This is a genomic window from Streptomyces sp. UH6 (genome assembly GCF_013421635.1).
Taxonomy (GTDB): domain Bacteria; phylum Actinomycetota; class Actinomycetes; order Streptomycetales; family Streptomycetaceae; genus Streptomyces; species Streptomyces abyssomicinicus.
This window is the reverse complement of sequence record NZ_JACADT010000037.1, coordinates 1-16285: the sequence shown is the minus strand read 5'-3', so window position 1 is coordinate 16285 and position 16285 is coordinate 1. Positions and strand designations below refer to the sequence as shown.

Annotated in this window: 26 protein-coding genes; 6 read left to right on the top strand and 20 right to left on the bottom strand. The window is 70.6% G+C overall.

All coding sequences use genetic code 11. The annotated features are described in order from the left end of the window. The 15 genes from HW445_RS04905 to HW445_RS34350 all read right to left on the bottom strand — a co-directional run. On the bottom strand, window positions 1-521 hold a 521-nt coding region (locus HW445_RS04905; RefSeq protein ID WP_218956575.1), incomplete at its 3' end, for a hypothetical protein. Further along, on the bottom strand, window positions 518-880 hold the full coding sequence (locus HW445_RS04900; protein WP_180219795.1) for a hypothetical protein: 363 nt from the start codon (window positions 878-880) through the stop codon (window positions 518-520). The genes HW445_RS04905 and HW445_RS04900, both read right to left, overlap by 4 nt. Then, window positions 877-1668: an ATP-binding protein gene (locus tag HW445_RS04895; RefSeq protein ID WP_180219794.1), complete on the bottom strand. Its 792-nt coding sequence runs from the start codon at window positions 1666-1668 to the stop codon at window positions 877-879. Before HW445_RS04895 ends, HW445_RS04900 begins: the two co-directional genes overlap by 4 nt. A gap of 11 nt (window positions 1669-1679) precedes the next feature. Next, window positions 1680-2504 carry a PD-(D/E)XK nuclease-like domain-containing protein gene (locus HW445_RS04890; RefSeq protein ID WP_180219793.1) on the bottom strand — a complete coding sequence of 275 codons (825 nt, stop codon included), beginning with the start codon at window positions 2502-2504 and terminating at the stop codon, window positions 1680-1682. Continuing rightward, window positions 2501-3136, bottom strand: a complete 636-nt coding sequence (locus HW445_RS04885; protein ID WP_180219792.1) for a hypothetical protein — start codon at window positions 3134-3136, stop codon at window positions 2501-2503. Before HW445_RS04885 ends, HW445_RS04890 begins: the two co-directional genes overlap by 4 nt. After that, window positions 3136-3384, bottom strand: coding sequence for a hypothetical protein (locus HW445_RS04880; protein ID WP_180219791.1), 249 nt, complete (start codon window positions 3382-3384; stop codon window positions 3136-3138). Before HW445_RS04880 ends, HW445_RS04885 begins: the two co-directional genes overlap by 1 nt. 76 nt (window positions 3385-3460) lie before the next feature. Further along, entirely contained in the window at window positions 3461-3892 is a 432-nt protein-coding gene (locus HW445_RS04875; protein ID WP_180219790.1) for a hypothetical protein, read from the bottom strand. After that, on the bottom strand, window positions 3889-4143 hold the full coding sequence (locus HW445_RS04870; RefSeq protein WP_180219789.1) for a hypothetical protein: 255 nt from the start codon (window positions 4141-4143) through the stop codon (window positions 3889-3891). Before HW445_RS04870 ends, HW445_RS04875 begins: the two co-directional genes overlap by 4 nt. After that, window positions 4140-4307, bottom strand: a complete 168-nt coding sequence (locus HW445_RS04865) for a hypothetical protein (RefSeq protein ID WP_180219788.1) — start codon at window positions 4305-4307, stop codon at window positions 4140-4142. The genes HW445_RS04870 and HW445_RS04865 overlap by 4 nt, the downstream gene beginning before the upstream one ends. Next, window positions 4304-4768: a DUF4326 domain-containing protein gene (locus tag HW445_RS04860; protein ID WP_180219787.1), complete on the bottom strand. Its 465-nt coding sequence runs from the start codon at window positions 4766-4768 to the stop codon at window positions 4304-4306. The genes HW445_RS04865 and HW445_RS04860 overlap by 4 nt, the downstream gene beginning before the upstream one ends. Further along, window positions 4765-5025, bottom strand: a complete 261-nt coding sequence (locus tag HW445_RS04855; protein ID WP_180219786.1) for a hypothetical protein — start codon at window positions 5023-5025, stop codon at window positions 4765-4767. The genes HW445_RS04860 and HW445_RS04855 overlap by 4 nt, the downstream gene beginning before the upstream one ends. Then, window positions 5022-5468: a hypothetical protein gene (locus HW445_RS04850; protein ID WP_180219785.1), complete on the bottom strand. Its 447-nt coding sequence runs from the start codon at window positions 5466-5468 to the stop codon at window positions 5022-5024. The genes HW445_RS04855 and HW445_RS04850 overlap by 4 nt, the downstream gene beginning before the upstream one ends. After that, window positions 5465-6367 (bottom strand): hypothetical protein, encoded by a 903-nt coding sequence (locus HW445_RS32710; protein ID WP_218956574.1) that lies wholly within the window; start codon window positions 6365-6367, stop codon window positions 5465-5467. The genes HW445_RS04850 and HW445_RS32710 overlap by 4 nt, the downstream gene beginning before the upstream one ends. Before the next feature lie 98 nt (window positions 6368-6465). Beyond that, window positions 6466-6735, bottom strand: coding sequence for a helix-turn-helix domain-containing protein (locus HW445_RS04840; RefSeq protein ID WP_180219784.1), 270 nt, complete (start codon window positions 6733-6735; stop codon window positions 6466-6468). After that, the gene (locus HW445_RS34350) at window positions 6732-6977 is read right to left on the bottom strand and encodes a helix-turn-helix domain-containing protein (RefSeq protein WP_374939604.1); all 246 of its coding nucleotides are present in this window, start codon (window positions 6975-6977) and stop codon (window positions 6732-6734) included. Before HW445_RS34350 ends, HW445_RS04840 begins: the two co-directional genes overlap by 4 nt. A 151-nt stretch (window positions 6978-7128) precedes the next feature. Between HW445_RS34350 and HW445_RS04830 the strand changes: the two genes are divergently transcribed. The 3 genes from HW445_RS04830 to HW445_RS04820 all read left to right on the top strand — a co-directional run bounded on the left by HW445_RS04830 (window position 7129) and on the right by HW445_RS04820 (window position 9228). Beyond that, the gene (locus HW445_RS04830; protein ID WP_180219782.1) at window positions 7129-7650 is read left to right on the top strand and encodes a helix-turn-helix transcriptional regulator; all 522 of its coding nucleotides are present in this window, start codon (window positions 7129-7131) and stop codon (window positions 7648-7650) included. Window positions 7651-7741: 91 nt separating this feature from the next. Continuing rightward, on the top strand, window positions 7742-7939 hold the full coding sequence (locus HW445_RS04825) for a hypothetical protein (RefSeq protein ID WP_180219781.1): 198 nt from the start codon (window positions 7742-7744) through the stop codon (window positions 7937-7939). A 74-nt stretch (window positions 7940-8013) separates the two neighbouring features. Then, window positions 8014-9228 carry a tyrosine-type recombinase/integrase gene (locus HW445_RS04820; RefSeq protein ID WP_180219780.1) on the top strand — a complete coding sequence of 405 codons (1215 nt, stop codon included), beginning with the start codon at window positions 8014-8016 and terminating at the stop codon, window positions 9226-9228. A gap of 120 nt (window positions 9229-9348) precedes the next feature. On the opposite strand, the gene sodN is transcribed toward HW445_RS04820, so the two are convergent. Beyond that, the gene (gene sodN / locus HW445_RS04815) at window positions 9349-9744 is read right to left on the bottom strand and encodes a superoxide dismutase, Ni (RefSeq protein ID WP_151771321.1); all 396 of its coding nucleotides are present in this window, start codon (window positions 9742-9744) and stop codon (window positions 9349-9351) included. A gap of 145 nt (window positions 9745-9889) precedes the next feature. Here sodN and sodX point away from each other — a divergent pair, with 145 nt between their 5' ends. Then, window positions 9890-10327, top strand: a complete 438-nt coding sequence (sodX, locus tag HW445_RS04810; protein ID WP_180219797.1) for a nickel-type superoxide dismutase maturation protease — start codon at window positions 9890-9892, stop codon at window positions 10325-10327. Here the strand turns inward: sodX and HW445_RS04805 are convergent. After that, window positions 10231-10860 (bottom strand): ABATE domain-containing protein, encoded by a 630-nt coding sequence (locus HW445_RS04805; protein WP_180219779.1) that lies wholly within the window; start codon window positions 10858-10860, stop codon window positions 10231-10233. The two genes, sodX and HW445_RS04805, sit on opposite strands and share 97 nt — an antisense overlap. Before the next feature lie 150 nt (window positions 10861-11010). On the opposite strand from HW445_RS04805, the gene HW445_RS04800 reads away from it, so the two are divergent. Continuing rightward, on the top strand, window positions 11011-11769 hold the full coding sequence (locus HW445_RS04800) for a trans-aconitate 2-methyltransferase (protein WP_180219778.1): 759 nt from the start codon (window positions 11011-11013) through the stop codon (window positions 11767-11769). A 79-nt stretch (window positions 11770-11848) separates the two neighbouring features. Here HW445_RS04800 and HW445_RS04795 read toward each other — a convergent pair whose 3' ends face one another. Genes HW445_RS04795 through HW445_RS04785 form a run of 3 tightly spaced genes read right to left on the bottom strand, consistent with a single transcriptional unit; the run spans window position 11849 to window position 14558 of the window. Further along, the gene (locus HW445_RS04795; RefSeq protein WP_306673273.1) at window positions 11849-12610 is read right to left on the bottom strand and encodes an amino acid ABC transporter ATP-binding protein; all 762 of its coding nucleotides are present in this window, start codon (window positions 12608-12610) and stop codon (window positions 11849-11851) included. Then, window positions 12607-13548, bottom strand: coding sequence for an amino acid ABC transporter permease (locus HW445_RS04790; RefSeq protein WP_180219777.1), 942 nt, complete (start codon window positions 13546-13548; stop codon window positions 12607-12609). Before HW445_RS04790 ends, HW445_RS04795 begins: the two co-directional genes overlap by 4 nt. A 50-nt stretch (window positions 13549-13598) precedes the next feature. Next, window positions 13599-14558 carry an ABC transporter substrate-binding protein gene (locus HW445_RS04785; RefSeq protein WP_180219776.1) on the bottom strand — a complete coding sequence of 320 codons (960 nt, stop codon included), beginning with the start codon at window positions 14556-14558 and terminating at the stop codon, window positions 13599-13601. Window positions 14559-15086: 528 nt separating this feature from the next. Here HW445_RS04785 and HW445_RS04780 point away from each other — a divergent pair. Continuing rightward, window positions 15087-16285, top strand: a 1199-nt coding sequence (locus HW445_RS04780; protein ID WP_180219775.1) for an NADP-dependent malic enzyme, incomplete at its 3' end; no start/stop codon positions are given.

Below are 16285 nucleotides of genomic sequence, written 5' to 3'. Positions count from 1 at the left end.
GCGGGGCGGGCGAGGAGCTTGCGGTATGCGGCGGCGACGGCGGCCGCGGTGCCGCGCTCGACGCGGCTGCTCTCGCCCATGGCCACCAGGTGGATGGCCTCCGCCTGGACACCGACCTGCGGGGCCAGTGCCTCAACGGGGTAGCCGAGGACCATCAGTGCCTGGATGCGGCGGCGGGTGCCGGTCGCGTCGACACGGTGGCGCGGGGCCCGCGGCTTGTGGGTGAGGGGGACGGAGAGGATGCCAGCGGCCGCGCTGCGGCTGACCATGGGCCTGCCGCTGAGCATCTTCGTCACGGTGGACCGCTCGACCCCTGCCGCGTCGGCGATCTGGCGGTGGGTCCAGTCTCGGGCGACGAGGCGCTCGGCGTGGACTCGGGCCTGGGTGGCGTCGACCAGGCGGCGGACGTTCTGGGAGTGGTCGTAGGCGAGGCGCCGCCGGTATCGGGCACCCTCCTCCCGGCAGGCGGGGAGGCGGCATCCGGCGTTGTAACAGGCGCGGGACGGGACGTGGTCGGTCATGCTGCCGCCTCCCGGGTGCCGGTGCCGATCCACTGTCGGCACAGGCTGCGGTGGACGGTGGCCCGCTTCGACGGGACGGCGCCCGCCTGCTGGATGACGCCGGCCTTGGCGGCGATGCCGAACTGCGGGCCCCACTGGGCGGGGCTGGCGGGCTCGTCGACCAGGCCCTCGGCGAGGAGGTCGGCGGCCTGGAAGGGCTTGCCGCGGCGGGCCATCTCGCGGATGGCGTTCTGGCAGGCGGCGGCCCAGGTGATGGGGGTGGCGGACTGGGCGGCCGCCATGCCGTCGGCCTTGGCGGCCTCGCCGGCGGCCGGGGACACGGTGCCGGGTATCGGGAGAGGGAACTGCAGCTGCGTCATGCTGTGGTCTCCTGATCGGCCGGGGCCGCTGTGGGCTCGGGTACGGAGGCGAGCCAGGCGAGGATCGGGGCGGCGATGTCGCGGGCGCCGTTGGGCCGCTTGATGACCTTCCGATTGAGGTCGGGGCAGCGGGACTTGAGGACTTCGAGCGTGTTGTCCAGGTCCATGGCCAGGGCGACGTCGAACTCGTACTCGATGCCCTTGCGCTGCTCGGGCCGCATGCCGACCCGCTCGACGTTCCCGCCGTTCAGCACCCACTCGGTGTAGGAACGCATCGAGGCGACGACGTGGCCGGGGTAGTCGAGGATCGCGGCGACCATGTCGTTCTGGAGCGGGGTGCCGTCCTTCCAGCCGGCGAACTTGTTGCCGCCGTACTTGGACTTGGCCTTCTCGACCTGGTCGAGGGTGCCGTCAGTGCCCTTCCAGAAGTGGGAGAGGCTGTCGACGACGACGGTGGGGTAGCCGGCCTGGGCGGCGGAGTCGAGAACGCGGATCAGGTCGCGGGGGTCGTAGCGGTCCATCTGGCAGCTGTCGAACTGGATGCCGCGGTGTCCGGCGTAGAGGCTGGCCGCGCCCTTCTCGGTGTCGATGACCGCGAACTTGCGTCCTCCGGACAGGCCATGGGCGATGCTGAGCCCGGTCCACGTCTTGCCGGAGCCGGACATGCCCTGGATGGACACGCGGGCCTTGCGGCCGGCCTTGCTGGCCGGGGCGAACCCGAACGGGGCGGCGGCCTCGGTCTGCTGGGCTCGCGGCGCGGTGCGGACGGGCGGCGGAAGCTGGGACATGCGGGGTGCTCCTAGGCGTACTCGCGCTCGACCCAGGCGGGGAGCGCGATCATCGGGTTGGGCAGGTAGCCGGGCCATTCGTCGCGCTCGCGGCAGATGGCGTAGGTGTTGAGGGCGACCGTGTTGAGGTGGCGGCCGATGCCGCGGGCCATCGGGTCGCAGGTGGTGACGACGACGAGGTACGGCGGGTCCTTCTCCTGCACCACGAACTGCATGGGCAGTTCGGGGTCGGCGACGTCGAGGACCGCGCCGGCCTCCTCGTACCAGTCCTGCTGCTGGTGGTAGCCGTGCTCGTTGAACGCCTTCTCGAGGTCCTCGCGGCGGCAGGAGCGGGCCGTCTTGTAGTCCACGATCTGCCCGTCGTCGCCGAGCCAGTCGAAGCGGACCCGCCGCCAGACCCCGTTGTCGTTCCAGAAGCCGGACTGCTCGGCGGCGCCGGAGCCGGGCGCGAGGAGCCGGACGGCTTCTTCGTTCTGGCGGAGGGCGGTGGCCATGGCGTTGACCTGGTCGAGTTCGTGGCGCTTGAGCGGGATGTTGCCCGCGGCCCGTATGGCGGCGACCTCCTCCTTGATGGCGTCGGTGTCCCAGCGGGGGGCGTCGACGACGACGAGTTCGGGTCCGTCGTCGAGGACGACCTTGTGGGCGGCGGTGCCGAGGTCGAGGGCCTTGTTGTGGGGCTGCGGGTTGTCGAGCTGCCACTTGTAGACGGCGGGGCACTTCTTGATGAGGGTGCGGGCGCCGGTGGAGGAGAGGCTGCCGCCGGGGATGGGGTCGGCGTGGTAGAGCTCGGCGGGGATGTCGTACAGGCCGGCCTCGATTTCAGCTTCGGCGGTCATGCGGAGGCCTCGCCGCTGTACGGGGTGCGGGTGATGGTGTCGTAGACGTCGCGGGCCCAGCGGGTGTCGCCGAGGGCGGTGTGGGCGGCTCCCGGGGCGGGCGGCTCGACGCCGACGGCGCGGGAGAGCTTGTACGACGAGAAGGGGTGGGTCGGCAGGTCGTCAGGGAAAAGGAAGTCGCCGCCGTAGGCGCCGCTGGAGGCCTGGCCGAACCGGTAGCCAGCGGCGAGGGTGGCGATGTCGATGGTGCGGTAGTGCCAGGGCGACTCGTCGAGGAAGGCGTGGAGGAACGCGGCGTCGAAGGCGGGGTTGGAGCCGATGAGGATGGCTCCAGCGAGAAGGTCCCGCAGGGTGGTGCGGAGTTCGTCGCGCTTCATGGGGTGGGGCAGGCCGCAGGCGTGGGTCATGTCGCCGGCCTGGTAGCCGTCGGGGAGGGCGGCCCGGTCGTGGTAGCGGTTGATGTCGAGAGCCTTGGGGTCGGCCTCTTCGAGTTCCCACTGGCTGGGCTTGATCTGCCAGAGGTGCTCGGTGTCGATGCCGTTCTCGCGGCGGATGACGGCGACTTCCCAGAGGGCGTGCTTGGCAGCGTTGAGGCCGAAGGTCTCGGTGTCGATGAAGGCGAGCGAGCTCATCAGGCGGCCGTCCCGTCGGCGATCTGCTGCAGGCGGTCGATGCCGTCTTCGGTGTTCTGGGCGATCCAGATGGCGGCGGCGAGGCCGGGGAAGCCGAGGGCCAGGCGCCGGAAGTGGTTCGGGTCGACGGCGGTGAAGGCGTGGATGATGGCGGTGGTGCCGGAGCCGGGCCGCCAGCCGCCGTGGCCGAAGTGGTAGAGGACGTGCTGGGCGTCGTCGCGGGTGATCTGGCTGGGGTCGATCTGCACGGTGGCGCTCCTGGGTGGTTGGTCCGTCCGGCCGCCGCGGCGGGTCAGCGGCGGCCGGACGGTGCTGAGGGGTGGGTCAGTTGTGCGGTCGGGCGAGGTGGGTGAGGAGGCCGGCGGCGGCGGCGTCGCGGAGGGTGCGGACGTCGATGGGGGTGGTGGCCTGGTCGGCGGGGTCGCTGGTGTCGCGCTCCCAGGGCCGGACGGTGACCGCGTCGGCGTTGGCGTCGGCGGCGCGGAGGGTGAAGAGCTCTCGGCGGAGCGCCGCGGCCTCGCCCTCCAGCAGGGAGCACCGGGTGCGGGCGTCGTCGAGGTCGGCCTGCTGGGCGACGACGAGGAGTTCGGCGTCGGCCTGGTGGCGGGTGGCGGTGTCGAGTCGGCGGGTCAGGTCGGCGACCTTCTCTCCGGCGTCGGCGAGTGCGGCACGCAGCTGCTGTTCGGTGGCGCGGGCGGCGGTGAGGGCGTCGGTGGCGCGGCGGCGGCCGTGTCCGCGGAGGGGGAGGACGCTCACGCCTGCACCCCCTTCATCACGCGGTCGTTGTCCTCGAGCACGCGGGTGATGTCGTCGGCGCTGATGGCGGTGGCCGGTGCGGCCGGGGTGACGATGACGGTCCGCGGGCGGGGCTCGGTCTGCTCGAGGCGGCGGGTGAGCTCGGTGACGCGCCCGGTGAGGCGGACGATGGTGGCGTCGCGGTCGGCGAGCATGTGGGCCTGGACGCGGATGAGCGCGCGGTAGGCGCGACGGCGGCGGAAGAGGCTCATCGGTTCTCCTGGAGGTCGGGAAGGTCGGCGATGCCGGCGAGCACGTCGTCGGCGGCGGGCAGGGGCTGGGCGAGGCTCTCGACGAGGCCGAGCGCGGAGAGCAGGGCGGGGAGCCGGACGAGGGGGGCGTCGGCGGTGGCGGCGAGGACCGCGGGCGGCGTCACCGGACGGCCTCGGCGGCCTCGGCGCTGAGGGGGTGCAAGGGCTTCTCGCCCCAGGTGGCGCGGTGCAGGTCGACCCGGGCGCGAACCTTGCCGATCCAGGCGTCGAGTTCGGCGACGGGCAAGTTGGCCAGGCGGAGCAGCACGTCGGCGTGGCAGGCCTGATCGGGGCGGCAGGTGCAGGCGAGGTCCTTGCCGCGGAGGCTGGGCAGGCCGTCGAGGATGCGGTCGCGGTGCAGGTCGGCCTCGTCGGTCGGGGCGTCGAGGCGGGAGCCGTAGAGCCAGATGCGGAAGTTCCCGACCGCCGCGGCGTGCGGGTCGACGTAGCCCATCTCCCGCATCAGGCCGACCTTGCAGGGGTTGCCGTAGCGGCTGGGGCGGCTGACGATCACGCAGTTGTCGGGCTTCCGCCACCCCTTGGTGCGGCGCCGCTGAATGCGGCGGGGCGTGTGCGCGGCGGTCACTGGCCCTCACCGGCCTCGGCGTCGAGCGGGACGGCGTGGACGGCGTACTGGGTCCAGGCCATGCGGCCCTTGCGGCTGGTGGAGCGGGACATGAGCCGCCACACCTGGCCCGGCAGGTACTCGTCCCAGCGGTACGTGATCTCGCCCGGCTTGTCGTAGCGCGACTTCTCGGCCAGCGCGGAGGCCACCGCGGCCTCCAGCGTGGTGGCGGCGATGCTCGGGGTGTCGCCGATGGTGATGACGTAGACGCTGCTCATTGGCCCTCACCGGCCTCGGCGTCGGCCTGGAAGGCGGCCTGGACGGTGACGGGCGCGATCCAGTAGCCGCTGCACTCGACGTCGTGGCCGGTGCACAGCTCCTCCGGGGCGTCGCCGCCGCCGTGGTCCGGAACCCAGCCGAGGAGCATCTCCTCGCCGACCTCGCGGCGCAGGAGCGTCTCGCAGTGCGCACGGGCCGCCTCGCGGCTGGTGTAGAGGCCCATCTCGGAGCCGTCGTAGGACGCCCGGTAGATGGTGACCGGCACTTCGGTGCTGACGACGCGACCCATGTAAGCGGCCACGTCGACAAGAACCCGAGCGGCGAGCGTGGTGCCCCAGTCGTCGGTGCCGAGGCGAATCGGGGTGTCGCGGATCGCGGTCTCGATGACGCCGGCCAGCGGCTTAAGCTCGGCGAGCTGTTCGGCGGTGAGCTCCTTGGTCATACCTGCTCACCGGCCTCGGCGTCGGTGCGGCGACCGATGGCCTCGACCCAGGCGACGGCGACGGCGGCGACCTGGATCAGCTCGGTGCGCAGCGCGGCCGGGTCGGACTCGGCGAGGGCCTCGCGAACTTCCTCGACGAGCACGTGGGCCCAGTCGCCACGTCCCTCGGCGAACGCCTGTTGGCACATGGCTCGCGCGTTGTCGGCCAGCTTCTTCTGCTCGGGGACGATGCCGGTGCCATCGGGGTGGTTCTGCTCACCCCACTTCTCGTCCTGACGGACCCGCTCGCGACCGACCTCGGCCAGCACGCGAGGCGTGGCGAGGGTGAGGGGCTGGTCGGCGCCGGCCGCGTGGGCGGGGCTGCCCGGCAGCGGGACGGCGGAGTCGGCGGTACGGTTCGCAGCCTCGCGGGCCTTGCGGCGCAGCTCCTGCTGAGTGATGTAGCCGCCCCACTCGTCTGCCTCTGCGGCCAGTTCGGTGAAGATCTCGAAGCGCACGGTGGCGGCCTGCGCCTCCAGCTCGGCGACGCGGGCCAGCAGGACGGGCACGTCGGTGCGGGCGTGCACCATCAGCTCCCAGTCCTCATTCGGGAGGTCGCAGAGTTCGGTGGCGGGTCCGGCAGTCGTCTTGATCAGGGAGACGTAGCGGCCATGCCCGCAGTCCTCGGAGCAGTCGCAGAGCATGTACTGCAGCGACCACGGGGCGGGGCTCGCGGCGGCAGCGCGGGCGGCGATCGCGGCCAGGTCGGCGGCCGGCGGGGCGGCCGGGGCGAGCTGGTCGACGGCCCCGCGGAGGAAGCAAGAGCCGCACTCCCCGCAGGTGCAGTCGAGGTTGTAGCCGTACTCGGTGAGGTAGGCGCGCAAGCGCGCGGCCGGGGAAGTCTGGGGGATACTGGCCACTGGTGGCCTCTCCTTCGTCGTTGTCGTAGGGGTCGCCGAGTCGCTGGGTCGCTCAGGCCGGGAAGTCGGAGCGGCCCTTCGGCGTATCTGCGGGCGGGTCAGGCGGCGGCGCGACGGCGGCCGCGGGTGCCGGGCGTGACCTCGCCGGCGCTGGAGATGGCGCGGATGTGCTCGGCGGTGAAGCGGAGCTTGCGGGCGATGTACGTGCAGGGGATGGAGCGCTCGGCGGCGCGGTGCATCACCCAGCTCAGCGAGACGCCCAGCAGCGCTGCGGCCTCCTTGGCGGTGTAGTGCCGGAGCAGCTGCTCCTCCGCCGCACGGGCCGCGGCCCGCGTCTTGGTCGCGGCCCGGGTCTTGGTCGCGGTCACGGTTCTTCCTCCCTGTTGATGGCTGCTACGGAGACTCCGAGGACGGCAGCGATGCGGCGCAGCCCCGGCTCTCCCATTCCGGCCTCGCCCCGCTCCAGGCGGGACAGGTGCGACGGGTCGCAGTGGGCGTCACGGGCGACGCTCCGAATGCTCAGTTTCAGTGCATTGCGGAGTGCTCTTATCGCCGTTCCGTTCGGTGTCACGAGAGAAACGTAGCAACAGGTAGCGGCATCGGCAAGCATCACGGTGCATTGCAGTGCATCGAGTGCCACGTGACGGGGCACTCGTGTCCGGCATATGCAACATGTGCCACCTGAGATGCCAGGTAAAGTGCAGGTAGGCGGCCGAAAGCGGGCGTAGCGTGTTGCATCACGCTGCGGCATGATGTGCCACATGACTCAGGACTGGGCGCGCCTCGGTGCCCTACTCAGGACCGCGAGGGAGGACCGCCTCGCCCTCTCTCAGGCAGACCTGGGGGAACGCATCGGCGTCGGCCGCAACGCCCTCCGGGCGGTCGAAGCGGGCACGGGCAAGCGGATCACCCCCACCATCCGCCGCTACGCGCACGAGGTCGGCTGGACCGAAGACTCGATCGAGTCAGTCCTCGCCGGCGGAGAGCCAGTCCTGCGAGAAGACAGCGCCGACACCGCTGCCCAGGCCGTCCAGGCCGACGCCGTCACCGAACTCGCCAAGGCGCTCGTCGCCCGCCTCCCCGCGCGCGTCCTCCAGGAGCTGGCCGACGGCGAGGTCATGGACACCGACATCGTCGACCTCCGTAAGGACGGCTCCTCGGCCGTCATGACACTGGTCGTGAAGCGCGGGGACGGACCGGCTCAGCCGGACCAGGTGCGGGAGGATCTCAGCGCCTGGGCCAAGGCGCAGCGCGAGCTGCGGAGGATGCTTCCGGGGAGTTAGCGCAACTCTGTGCATAGGGAGTGCTCATGTGGTTACATTCCGCTTACCTGCATGGAGGGTGGCACCGACCAGGTAGGTAAGGGGGCCGCGTATGCGGGTCCAGGTAGTGCGCGTTCCGGAGATTCCCCACGCGGGCCGTGCGTACCTCGATGGGGAAAGCGGGGAACGCGGGGCGGTCGTCGTCTGGGTCCAGGAGGACCTGGTCACCGACGAGGAGGCCCAGCGCCTGGAGCACGTCCTGAGCCGTGCGGCGCAGGGAGTGCTCGCTCAGGGCGGCCAGCCCGCCTGAAGGCACGCGAACGGGGCGGGACCCATGGGTACTGGGTCCCGCCCCTTCGTGCATGATCGCATCTGGAGTGATACATGGCCTATGCCGAGAAGCGGGGCAAAGCGTGGCGGGTCAAGTACCGGAAGCCGGACGGCACCGAGGGCTCCGCGAGCGGGTTCGACACGAAGACCGCTGCTCTGAAGTACGGCCGCAAGCTGGAGACCGCAGCCGCGGAGGGGAAGTTCGTCGATCCGAAGGCCGGCCGGACCACCGTCGCGGACTGGGCCGAGACCTGGCTGGCGATGATCGAGGTCGACGAGCTGAGCGACGGCACCTACCGCAGCAGGGTCCGCGCTCAGATCCTCCCGCGCTGGGGCCGCGTGGCCGTGGCCGACGTCCGGACCAGCGACCACCGCATCTGGATGAAGCAGCTGCGGGCGAAGCACAGCCGGAACTACGCGCAGAACATCGAGATGACGTGGCGCATGATGCTGGACGACGCCGTGGTGGAGGGCCTGGTCGGCGTCAACCCGGTGCCCGCCGCGCGCCGGCGCCGCGGCAAGTACGAGCCGGAGGAGTCCCGTGAGGACGACTACGTCTACCCGACGCCGCTGCAGGCCCTGCTCCTGGCGGAGAACGCGCGCGTCATTCGCGGCGACGTCGGCTACGCGATGATCCTCACCAAGGCGTTCACGGGCATGCGCCTGGCGGAGATCGCTGCCCTCCACCGGGAGCACTGCTTCGTCGGCCCGGACCGGGATCCGCTGGACCAGGTCGTCCAGGTGGAGTACCAGGGGCACTACCTGAAGGGCCGCGGCTGGACGCTCCGGCCGCCGAAGTATCACAGCTACCGGCGCCTGCCGATCCCGCCGTTCCTCGGCGATGCGCTGCACCAGGTCCTCGAGGGTCACGACAACGAGCTGGCGTTCCCGTCGGCCCTGGGGAGGCCGCAGCGGGCCGAGGGTCAGTTCTACGACCTGTTCTGGAAGCCGATCGTCGAGGGGCACGACGAGCTGCCGCAGATCCGCGGGCGCCGCCACCGTCCCGCGATCCCCGCGGTGCCCGGCCTGTCGGGGATGAAGCCCCACGGCCTGCGCCACGGGCACCGTGTCTGGCTGGAGGAAGGCGGGATCCCCGCGCCGGCGCTCGACGAGCGGATGGGGCACAAGGTGAGGGACGGCAGCAGCGTCACCACCTACCGGCACGTCACCCCGGCGATGCGCCGACGCATCGTCTCCCTGCTCCAGCGGGAGTGGGAGAAGGCGGAGAAGGAGCGCCGGACGCTCGCCTCCCAAAAAGCTCCCAGTTGATCTACATCGCCTTGGTGGACACGCTGAAGGGGCCCGGCTCGCGGGGAGCCGGGCCCCTTCAGTTTGCGATGTGACCTGCGCTGATCTCTCAGCGGCCGGGCATCTGCAAGAGGGCCAGGATCAGGCCTTCTTGGTCTCCCAGAAGATCTTGTCGATCTCGGCGATGAGGTCCAGGGCCTTCTGACCGGTCGCCGGGTCCTTCGACGCCTTGGCGGCCGAGAGGGCCTTCAGGGCGTCGTTGACCAGCTGGTGCAGCTGCGGGTACTTCTCGAAGTGCGGAGCCTTGAAGTAGTCGCTCCACAGCACCGAGACGTGGTGCTTGGCCAGCTCGGCGCGCTGCTCCTTGATGATGGTGGCGCGCGTCTGGAAGTGCGGGTCGTCGTTGGCCTGCATCTTCTCCTGCGTGGCCTTGACCGACTCGGCCTCGATGCGGGCCTGGGCCGGGTCGTACACACCGCAGGGCAGGTCGCAGTGGGCGCTGACCTTCACGCTGCGGGCAAACAGGCGGGAAAGCATGAAGCAATCCTTCCTCGTGATCGTCTTCTCAGGTGGGACATTACTCCGTAGGGCCCGGGAAATCGCGGGTGCCCCCATGGGCGTACGGCAAAAGTACGTGCCGCGCATGGGACTGTCGGAGGAGCGGACCGAGGAGGTACCGGGCATGACGGAAGTGTCGCCGCAGGACAGCGAGCGGGAGCGGGCCCTGCTGCCCTTCGGGATCGCCGAGGTCACCGGACCCTCGATGGTGCCGACCCTGCACCACGGGGACCGCCTGCTGGTGCGTTACGGGGCCCGGGTGCGGCCCGGGGACGTGGTGGTGCTGCGGCATCCCTTCCAGCAGGACCTGCTGGTGGTGAAGCGGGCGGTGGAGCGCCGGGAGGGCGGCTGGTGGGTGCTCGGCGACAACGCCTTCGCGGGCGGCGACAGCACCGACTACGGCGTCGTCCCGCCGGAACTGGTGCTGGCCCGGGTGGTGCTGCGGGCGCGCCCGCGCCGCCCCGGTCAGCGTTCGCTGCCGGCGGTGCTCGCCTGGGCGCTCTCCTCGGTCAGGCCGGTGCTCGCCGACCGGTCGGCCTCCAGCCGCTTGCGGGCCCGGTAGGCGGCCACGTTCGCCCGGGTGGCGCACCGGTCGGAGCAGTAGCGGCGGGAGCGGTTGGTCGAGGTGTCCAGGTAGGCGTTGCGGCACGGCGCCGCCTCGCACAGACCCAGCCGGTTGACGCCGTACTCGGTCAGGTGGAAGGCCAGCCCCATCGCGGCGATCGCCGCGTAACCGGCCGTCGCGTTGGACGGGTGGTCGGCCAGGTGCAGGTGCCACAGCGGGCGGCCGTCCTCGTCCCGGTGGTCGTGGCCGGAGATCTGCGGGCTCACCGGGAACTCCAGCAGCAGTGAGTTCAGCAGGTCCACCGCCAGCGTCTCGTCGCCCGAGTCGGCCGCCTCGAAGACCGACCGCAGCCGCCCCCGCACCGCCCTGAGCCGGGTGACGTCGGCGTCGGTGGCCCGCCGGGCCGCGGAACGGTTGGCGCCGAACAGGTCCCGCACGGCCTCCACCGACGTCAGTTCGTCCCTGCCCCGGGCCGGCTCCTCGCTGTTGACCAGACGGACGGCGTAATCCGAGTAATAGGCCAGTTCCACTTGCAGTCCTTACGCAGGGGCTCTAAGGTTCCGATGTGCGGCCGGTAATGGCTGATCCTGCTTACAGGGTATTACGCCTGGTGTGCGGTGCCGTCTGTTTCTCCGCCGTGCCGCCGCACCACGAGGCGCAGGGACGACGGAGGGCCGGAGATGACCCCTACCACGACCACCGACTGGCAGGCCTGGCAGCACAGCTGGGACCGGCAGCAGGAGTGGTACATGCCGGACCGCGAGGAGCGGTTCCGGATCATGCTCGACATGGTCGAGGCCCTCGTCGGCCGCGCGCCGCGGGTGCTGGATCTCGCCTGCGGCACGGGAAGTATCACGGCTCGGCTGCTCGCCCGGTTCCCGGACGCCGTCAGCACGGGCGTCGACCTGGACCCGGCGCTGCTCACCATCGCCCGGGGGACCTTCCAGGGCGACGAGCGGGTCTCCTTCGTCACCGCCGACCTCAAGGACCCCTGCTGGACCGCGGCGCTGCCCCACGCGTCGTACGACGCCGTCCTGACCGCCACCGCCCTGCACTGGCTGCACGAGGGGCCGCTGGCCGCGCTCTACGGCCGCGTCGCCGGGCTGGTCCGCGAGGGCGGCGTCTTCATGAACGCCGACCGGATGGCCGACCGCGACACCCCGAGGATCAACGCCGCCGAACGGGCGTTGCGGCACGCGCGGATGGACGAGGCCAAGGCGGCCGGCGTGAGCGACTGGGCCGCGTGGTGGCGGCTCGCCGCCCAGGACCCGGTGCTCGCCGGGCCGACCGCCCGACGGTTCGAGATCTTCGGCGAGCACGCCGACGGAGACGTGCCGAGCGCCGAGTGGCACGCGGGGGTGCTGCGGGAGAAGGGCTTCGCGGAGGTCCGCCCCGTGTGGTGCTCCCCCTCGGACACGCTGCTGCTCGCCCTCCGGTAGCCGGCCGGGCGAACGCGAGGGGGCGGTACGGGATCTCCCGTACCGCCCCTTCAGCCGTTGCCGCCGCTGCCGGGCGGGGTCACAGCACCTTCGACAGGAAGGACTGCGTCCGCTCGTGCTGCGGGTTGTTCAGCACCTCGCGGGGGTCGCCGGACTCCACGACCACGCCGCCGTCCATGAAGACCAGGTTGTCGCCCACCTCGCGGGCGAAGCCCATCTCGTGGGTGACGACCACCATGGTCATGCCCGTCTCGGCCAGGTCCCGCATGACGTCCAGGACGTCGCCGACCAGCTCGGGGTCGAGCGCGGAGGTCGGCTCGTCGAAGAGCATCAGCTTGGGGTCCATGGCCAGCGCGCGGGCGATCGCCACACGCTGCTGCTGGCCGCCGGAGAGCTGCGCGGGGTAGTTTCCGGCCTTGTCGCCCAGGCCCACACGCTCCAGCAGGTGGTGCGCCCGCTCCCGGGCGGCCGCCTTGCTGACGCCCTTGACCTGGATCGGCGCCTCCATCACGTTCTCCGCCGCGGTCATGTGCGGGAAGAGGTTGAAGCGCTGGAAGACCATGCCGATGTCCCGGCGCTGGAGGGCGACCTCGCTGTCCTTGAGCTCGTACAGCTTGTCGCCCTTCTGGCGGTAGCCGACGAGTTCGCCGTCGACGTACAGCCGGCCGGCGTTGATCTTCTCCAGGTGGTTGATGCACCGCAGGAAGGTCGACTTGCCGGAGCCGGAGGGGCCGATGAGGCAGAAGACCTCGCCCTTCCTGACCTCCAGGTCGATGCCCTTGAGGACCTCGACGCTGCCGTACGACTTGTGGACGCCCTCGGACTTCACCATGACGCTCATACCGAGACACCTCCGTTCCTGGTGCCGGAGAAGTTCGCCTTGATCCTCTGGAAGACCGTCGGCGGAAGGTTCCGGCTGGAGCCCTTCGCGTAGTGGCGCTCCAGGTAGTACTGGAAGACGCTGAAGACGCTGGTCAGCGACAGGTACCAGATGGAGGCCACGAAGAGCATCTCCATCACCGCGTAGCTGCGGGAACCGATCGACGAGGTGGCGCGCAGCAGTTCGGTGTACGCCACCGCGTAGGCCAGCGACGAGGTCTTCAGCATGTTGATGAACTCGTTGCCGGTCGGCGGCACGATGACCCGCATGGCCTGCGGGATCACGATGCGCCGCAGCGTCCTGCCGTGGCTCATGCCCAGCGCGTGCGCCGCCTCGGTCTGGCCCTCGTCGACCGAGAGCAGGCCCGCGCGGCAGATCTCGGCCATGTAGGCCGCCTCGTTCAGACCGAGACCGAGCAGGGCGCACATGAACGGCGTCATGACGTCCGTCATCTCGTCCTTGTAGAACGGACCGAGATTCAGGTACTCGAAGATCAGGCCGAGGTTGAACCACATCAGCAGCTGGACGTAGACCGGCGTGCCGCGGAAGAACCAGATGTACAGCCAGGAGACCCCGTTGACCACGGGGTTCTTGGACATGCGCATCACGGCCAGGACGACACCCAGCACGACGCCCATGACCATGGCCAGGACGCTGATCAGCAGGGTGGCCCCGGCGCCCTTGACCACGCTCGGGTCGAAGATCGTCTCGGGGATCGCCTGCCAGTTGATGTTGCCCTCGGAGAAGGCGTAGACCAGCCCCGCGAGCAGGGCCACCACGACGACGCCGCCGACCCACCGGCCGTAGTGCCGGACGGGAATGGCCCTGATCGCTTCCGGACTCTTCGAGACCGGCACGGCAGCGGGTGCCGTGTCCTTCTGTACGGGATTGTCAGTCATGGTGACTGCCCTTCGGTGGAGCCTTCGTGCCTGCGCGTTCCTCGGCCGTGCTACTTGCCGCTGTTGACGGCGGCGGCGTCGATCGCGCCGGACTCGGCGCCCCACTTCTCGAGGACCTTCTTGTAGGAGCCGTCCGCGATGATCGCGTCCACGGCCTCCTTGAGGGCGTCGCGCAGCTGGGTGTTGTCCTTGTCGACGGCGATGCCGAACGGGCCGGCGTCGTACTGCTCGCCGACGATCTCGAAGGCGTTGCCGTTGTCGGCCTTGCGGGCCAGCTCCAGGGCGACCGGGTAGTCGTTGACACCGGCCACGGCGCCGCCGGACTTCACGCGGGTCTGGGCCTCGGTGTCGTTCTCGAACGACTCGATCTCGATGGCCTTCTTGCCGTCGTCCTTGCACTTCTTGGACTGCGCCTTCAGCGCGTCCTCGTAGGTCGTGCCGCGCTGCACGGCGGCCGTCTTGCCGCACAGGTCCTCGAGCGACTTGACGCCCTCGGGGTTGCCCTTCTTCACGTACACGGCGGTGCCGGCGACGAAGTAGTCCACGAAGTCGACGCCCTCGCCGAGCTTCTTGCCCTTGTCGTCCAGGCCCTCCTGGCGTGCCTTGTTGTCCGTGATGGAGGACATGGCGATGTCGTAGCGGCCGGAGTTCAGCGAGGTGATCAGACCGTCGAAGGAGCCGGAGGTGAACTTGAACTCGACACCGAGCTGCTTGCTCAGGGCCTCGGCCAGGTCGGGGTCGACACCGACGATCTTGCCGCCGTCCATGAACTCCATCGGGGCGTACTCGGCGTTGGTGCCGACCTCGATGACGCCCTTCTTCTGGATCTCCTCGGGGAGCTTGTCGAAGAGGGGGGCCTCGGACGTGGAGGACTTGTCGCCCGCCGGGGCGGCGCTCTCGGTCTGGTCGCCGCAGGCGGTCAGCAGCAGGGCGCCGGCGACCGCGATCGCGCCGATCGCAACGGGCCTCAGCGGCGCGGCGGACGGACGACGGGTGAAGCGTGCGGTCATGGTGGGATCCTCCGGCGGGTGGGTGGAGTAACCGAGGGCGCGAGCACACGGCCTTGGGTGTCGCGCAGGGCAATGACCGCATCTTGCCATTCGGACTCACTCGTTCGAGTGATCGCTCAGGTCAAAATCGCATAACGGACACGCCTGAAACGCTCAAGACGGGCTAGGGAAGGGCGTTACTTCTCCGGTCATTTCCGATACCGGCCGAAAAATCTCCCGCGCGTCTCGGAATGCGGACATGTGATTGTCTGACTCCGGGTGGCCGAGACCGGACTGCGGCGACTTGTCCATCTTTCCGGGCATGAGTCATCTCACTGGGGTGTGAGCTTCACGGTATGGACTCGTCCTCGCGATCGTCGTCCGGTAAGAAAGTTCTTTACACCCCACATCGGGGGCTCGGGGCGCGTGTGCGGCGCGCCCGTCGCGTACGGCCGGTCATGGCATCCCTCCATGGCCGTGCGCGGTGCCCGCCCGCTCCTCACCCGGAGCGGTCACCCTCAACCAAAGAAGCCTTAAGGGGTACGACACGTGTCAGCGGAGATCGTCAATCCTCGCAGTGACCACACCTTCGACGCCCAGGACTCCCTGGACTCGATCGACCCGGCCTTCGCCCTGCACCGGGGCGGCAAGATGGCCGTGCAGGCCACCGTGCCGGTCCGGGACAAGGACGACCTGTCCCTCGCCTACACGCCGGGCGTCGCCCGGGTGTGCAGCGCCATCGCCGAGCAGCCGGAACTGGTCAACGACTACACCTGGAAGTCCTCGGTCGTCGCCGTGGTCACCGACGGGACCGCGGTCCTGGGCCTGGGTGACATCGGGCCCGAGGCGTCCCTCCCCGTGATGGAGGGCAAGGCCATCCTGTTCAAGCAGTTCGGCGGCGTCGACGCCGTTCCGATCGCCCTCGACTGCACCGGCGTCGACGAGATCGTCGAGACCGTCGCCCGGCTCGCGCCGTCCTTCGGCGGCATCAACCTGGAGGACATCTCGGCGCCCCGCTGCTTCGAGATCGAGGCCCGGCTGCGCGAACGCCTCGACATCCCGGTCTTCCACGACGACCAGCACGGCACCGCCATCGTCACCCTGGCCGCCATGCGCAACGCCGCCCGCCTGACCGGCCGGACCCTCGGCCAGCTGCGCGCGGTGATCTCCGGCGCGGGCGCCGCGGGCATCGCCATCGCGAAGATGCTGCTGGAGGCCGGCATCGGCGACGTGGCCGTCGCCGACCGCAAGGGCGTCGTCTCCAGCGACCGGACGGACCTCACCCCGGTCAAGGCGGAGATCGCCGCCATGACGAACAAGGCGCGGATCAGCGGGTCGCTGGAGGAGGCGCTGGCGGGCGCCGACGTCTTCATCGGCGTCTCCGGCGGAACCGTCCCGGAGCCGGCGGTCGCCTCCATGGCCGACAACGCCTTCGTGTTCGCGATGGCCAACCCGGACCCGGAGGTCCACCCGGAGATCGCCCACAAGTACGCGGCCGTGGTGGCGACCGGACGGTCCGACTTCCCCAACCAGATCAACAACGTGCTGGCCTTCCCCGGCATCTTCGCCGGCGCGCTCCAGGTGCGGGCCTCCCGGATCACCGAGGGCATGAAGCTGGCCGCCGCCGAGGCGCTGGCGGCCGTGGTCGGCGACGACCTGGCGGCGGACTACGTCATCCCCTCGCCGTTCGACGAGCGGGTCGCCCCGGCGGTCACCGCGGCCGTGGCGGCGGCCGCGCGGGCCGAGGG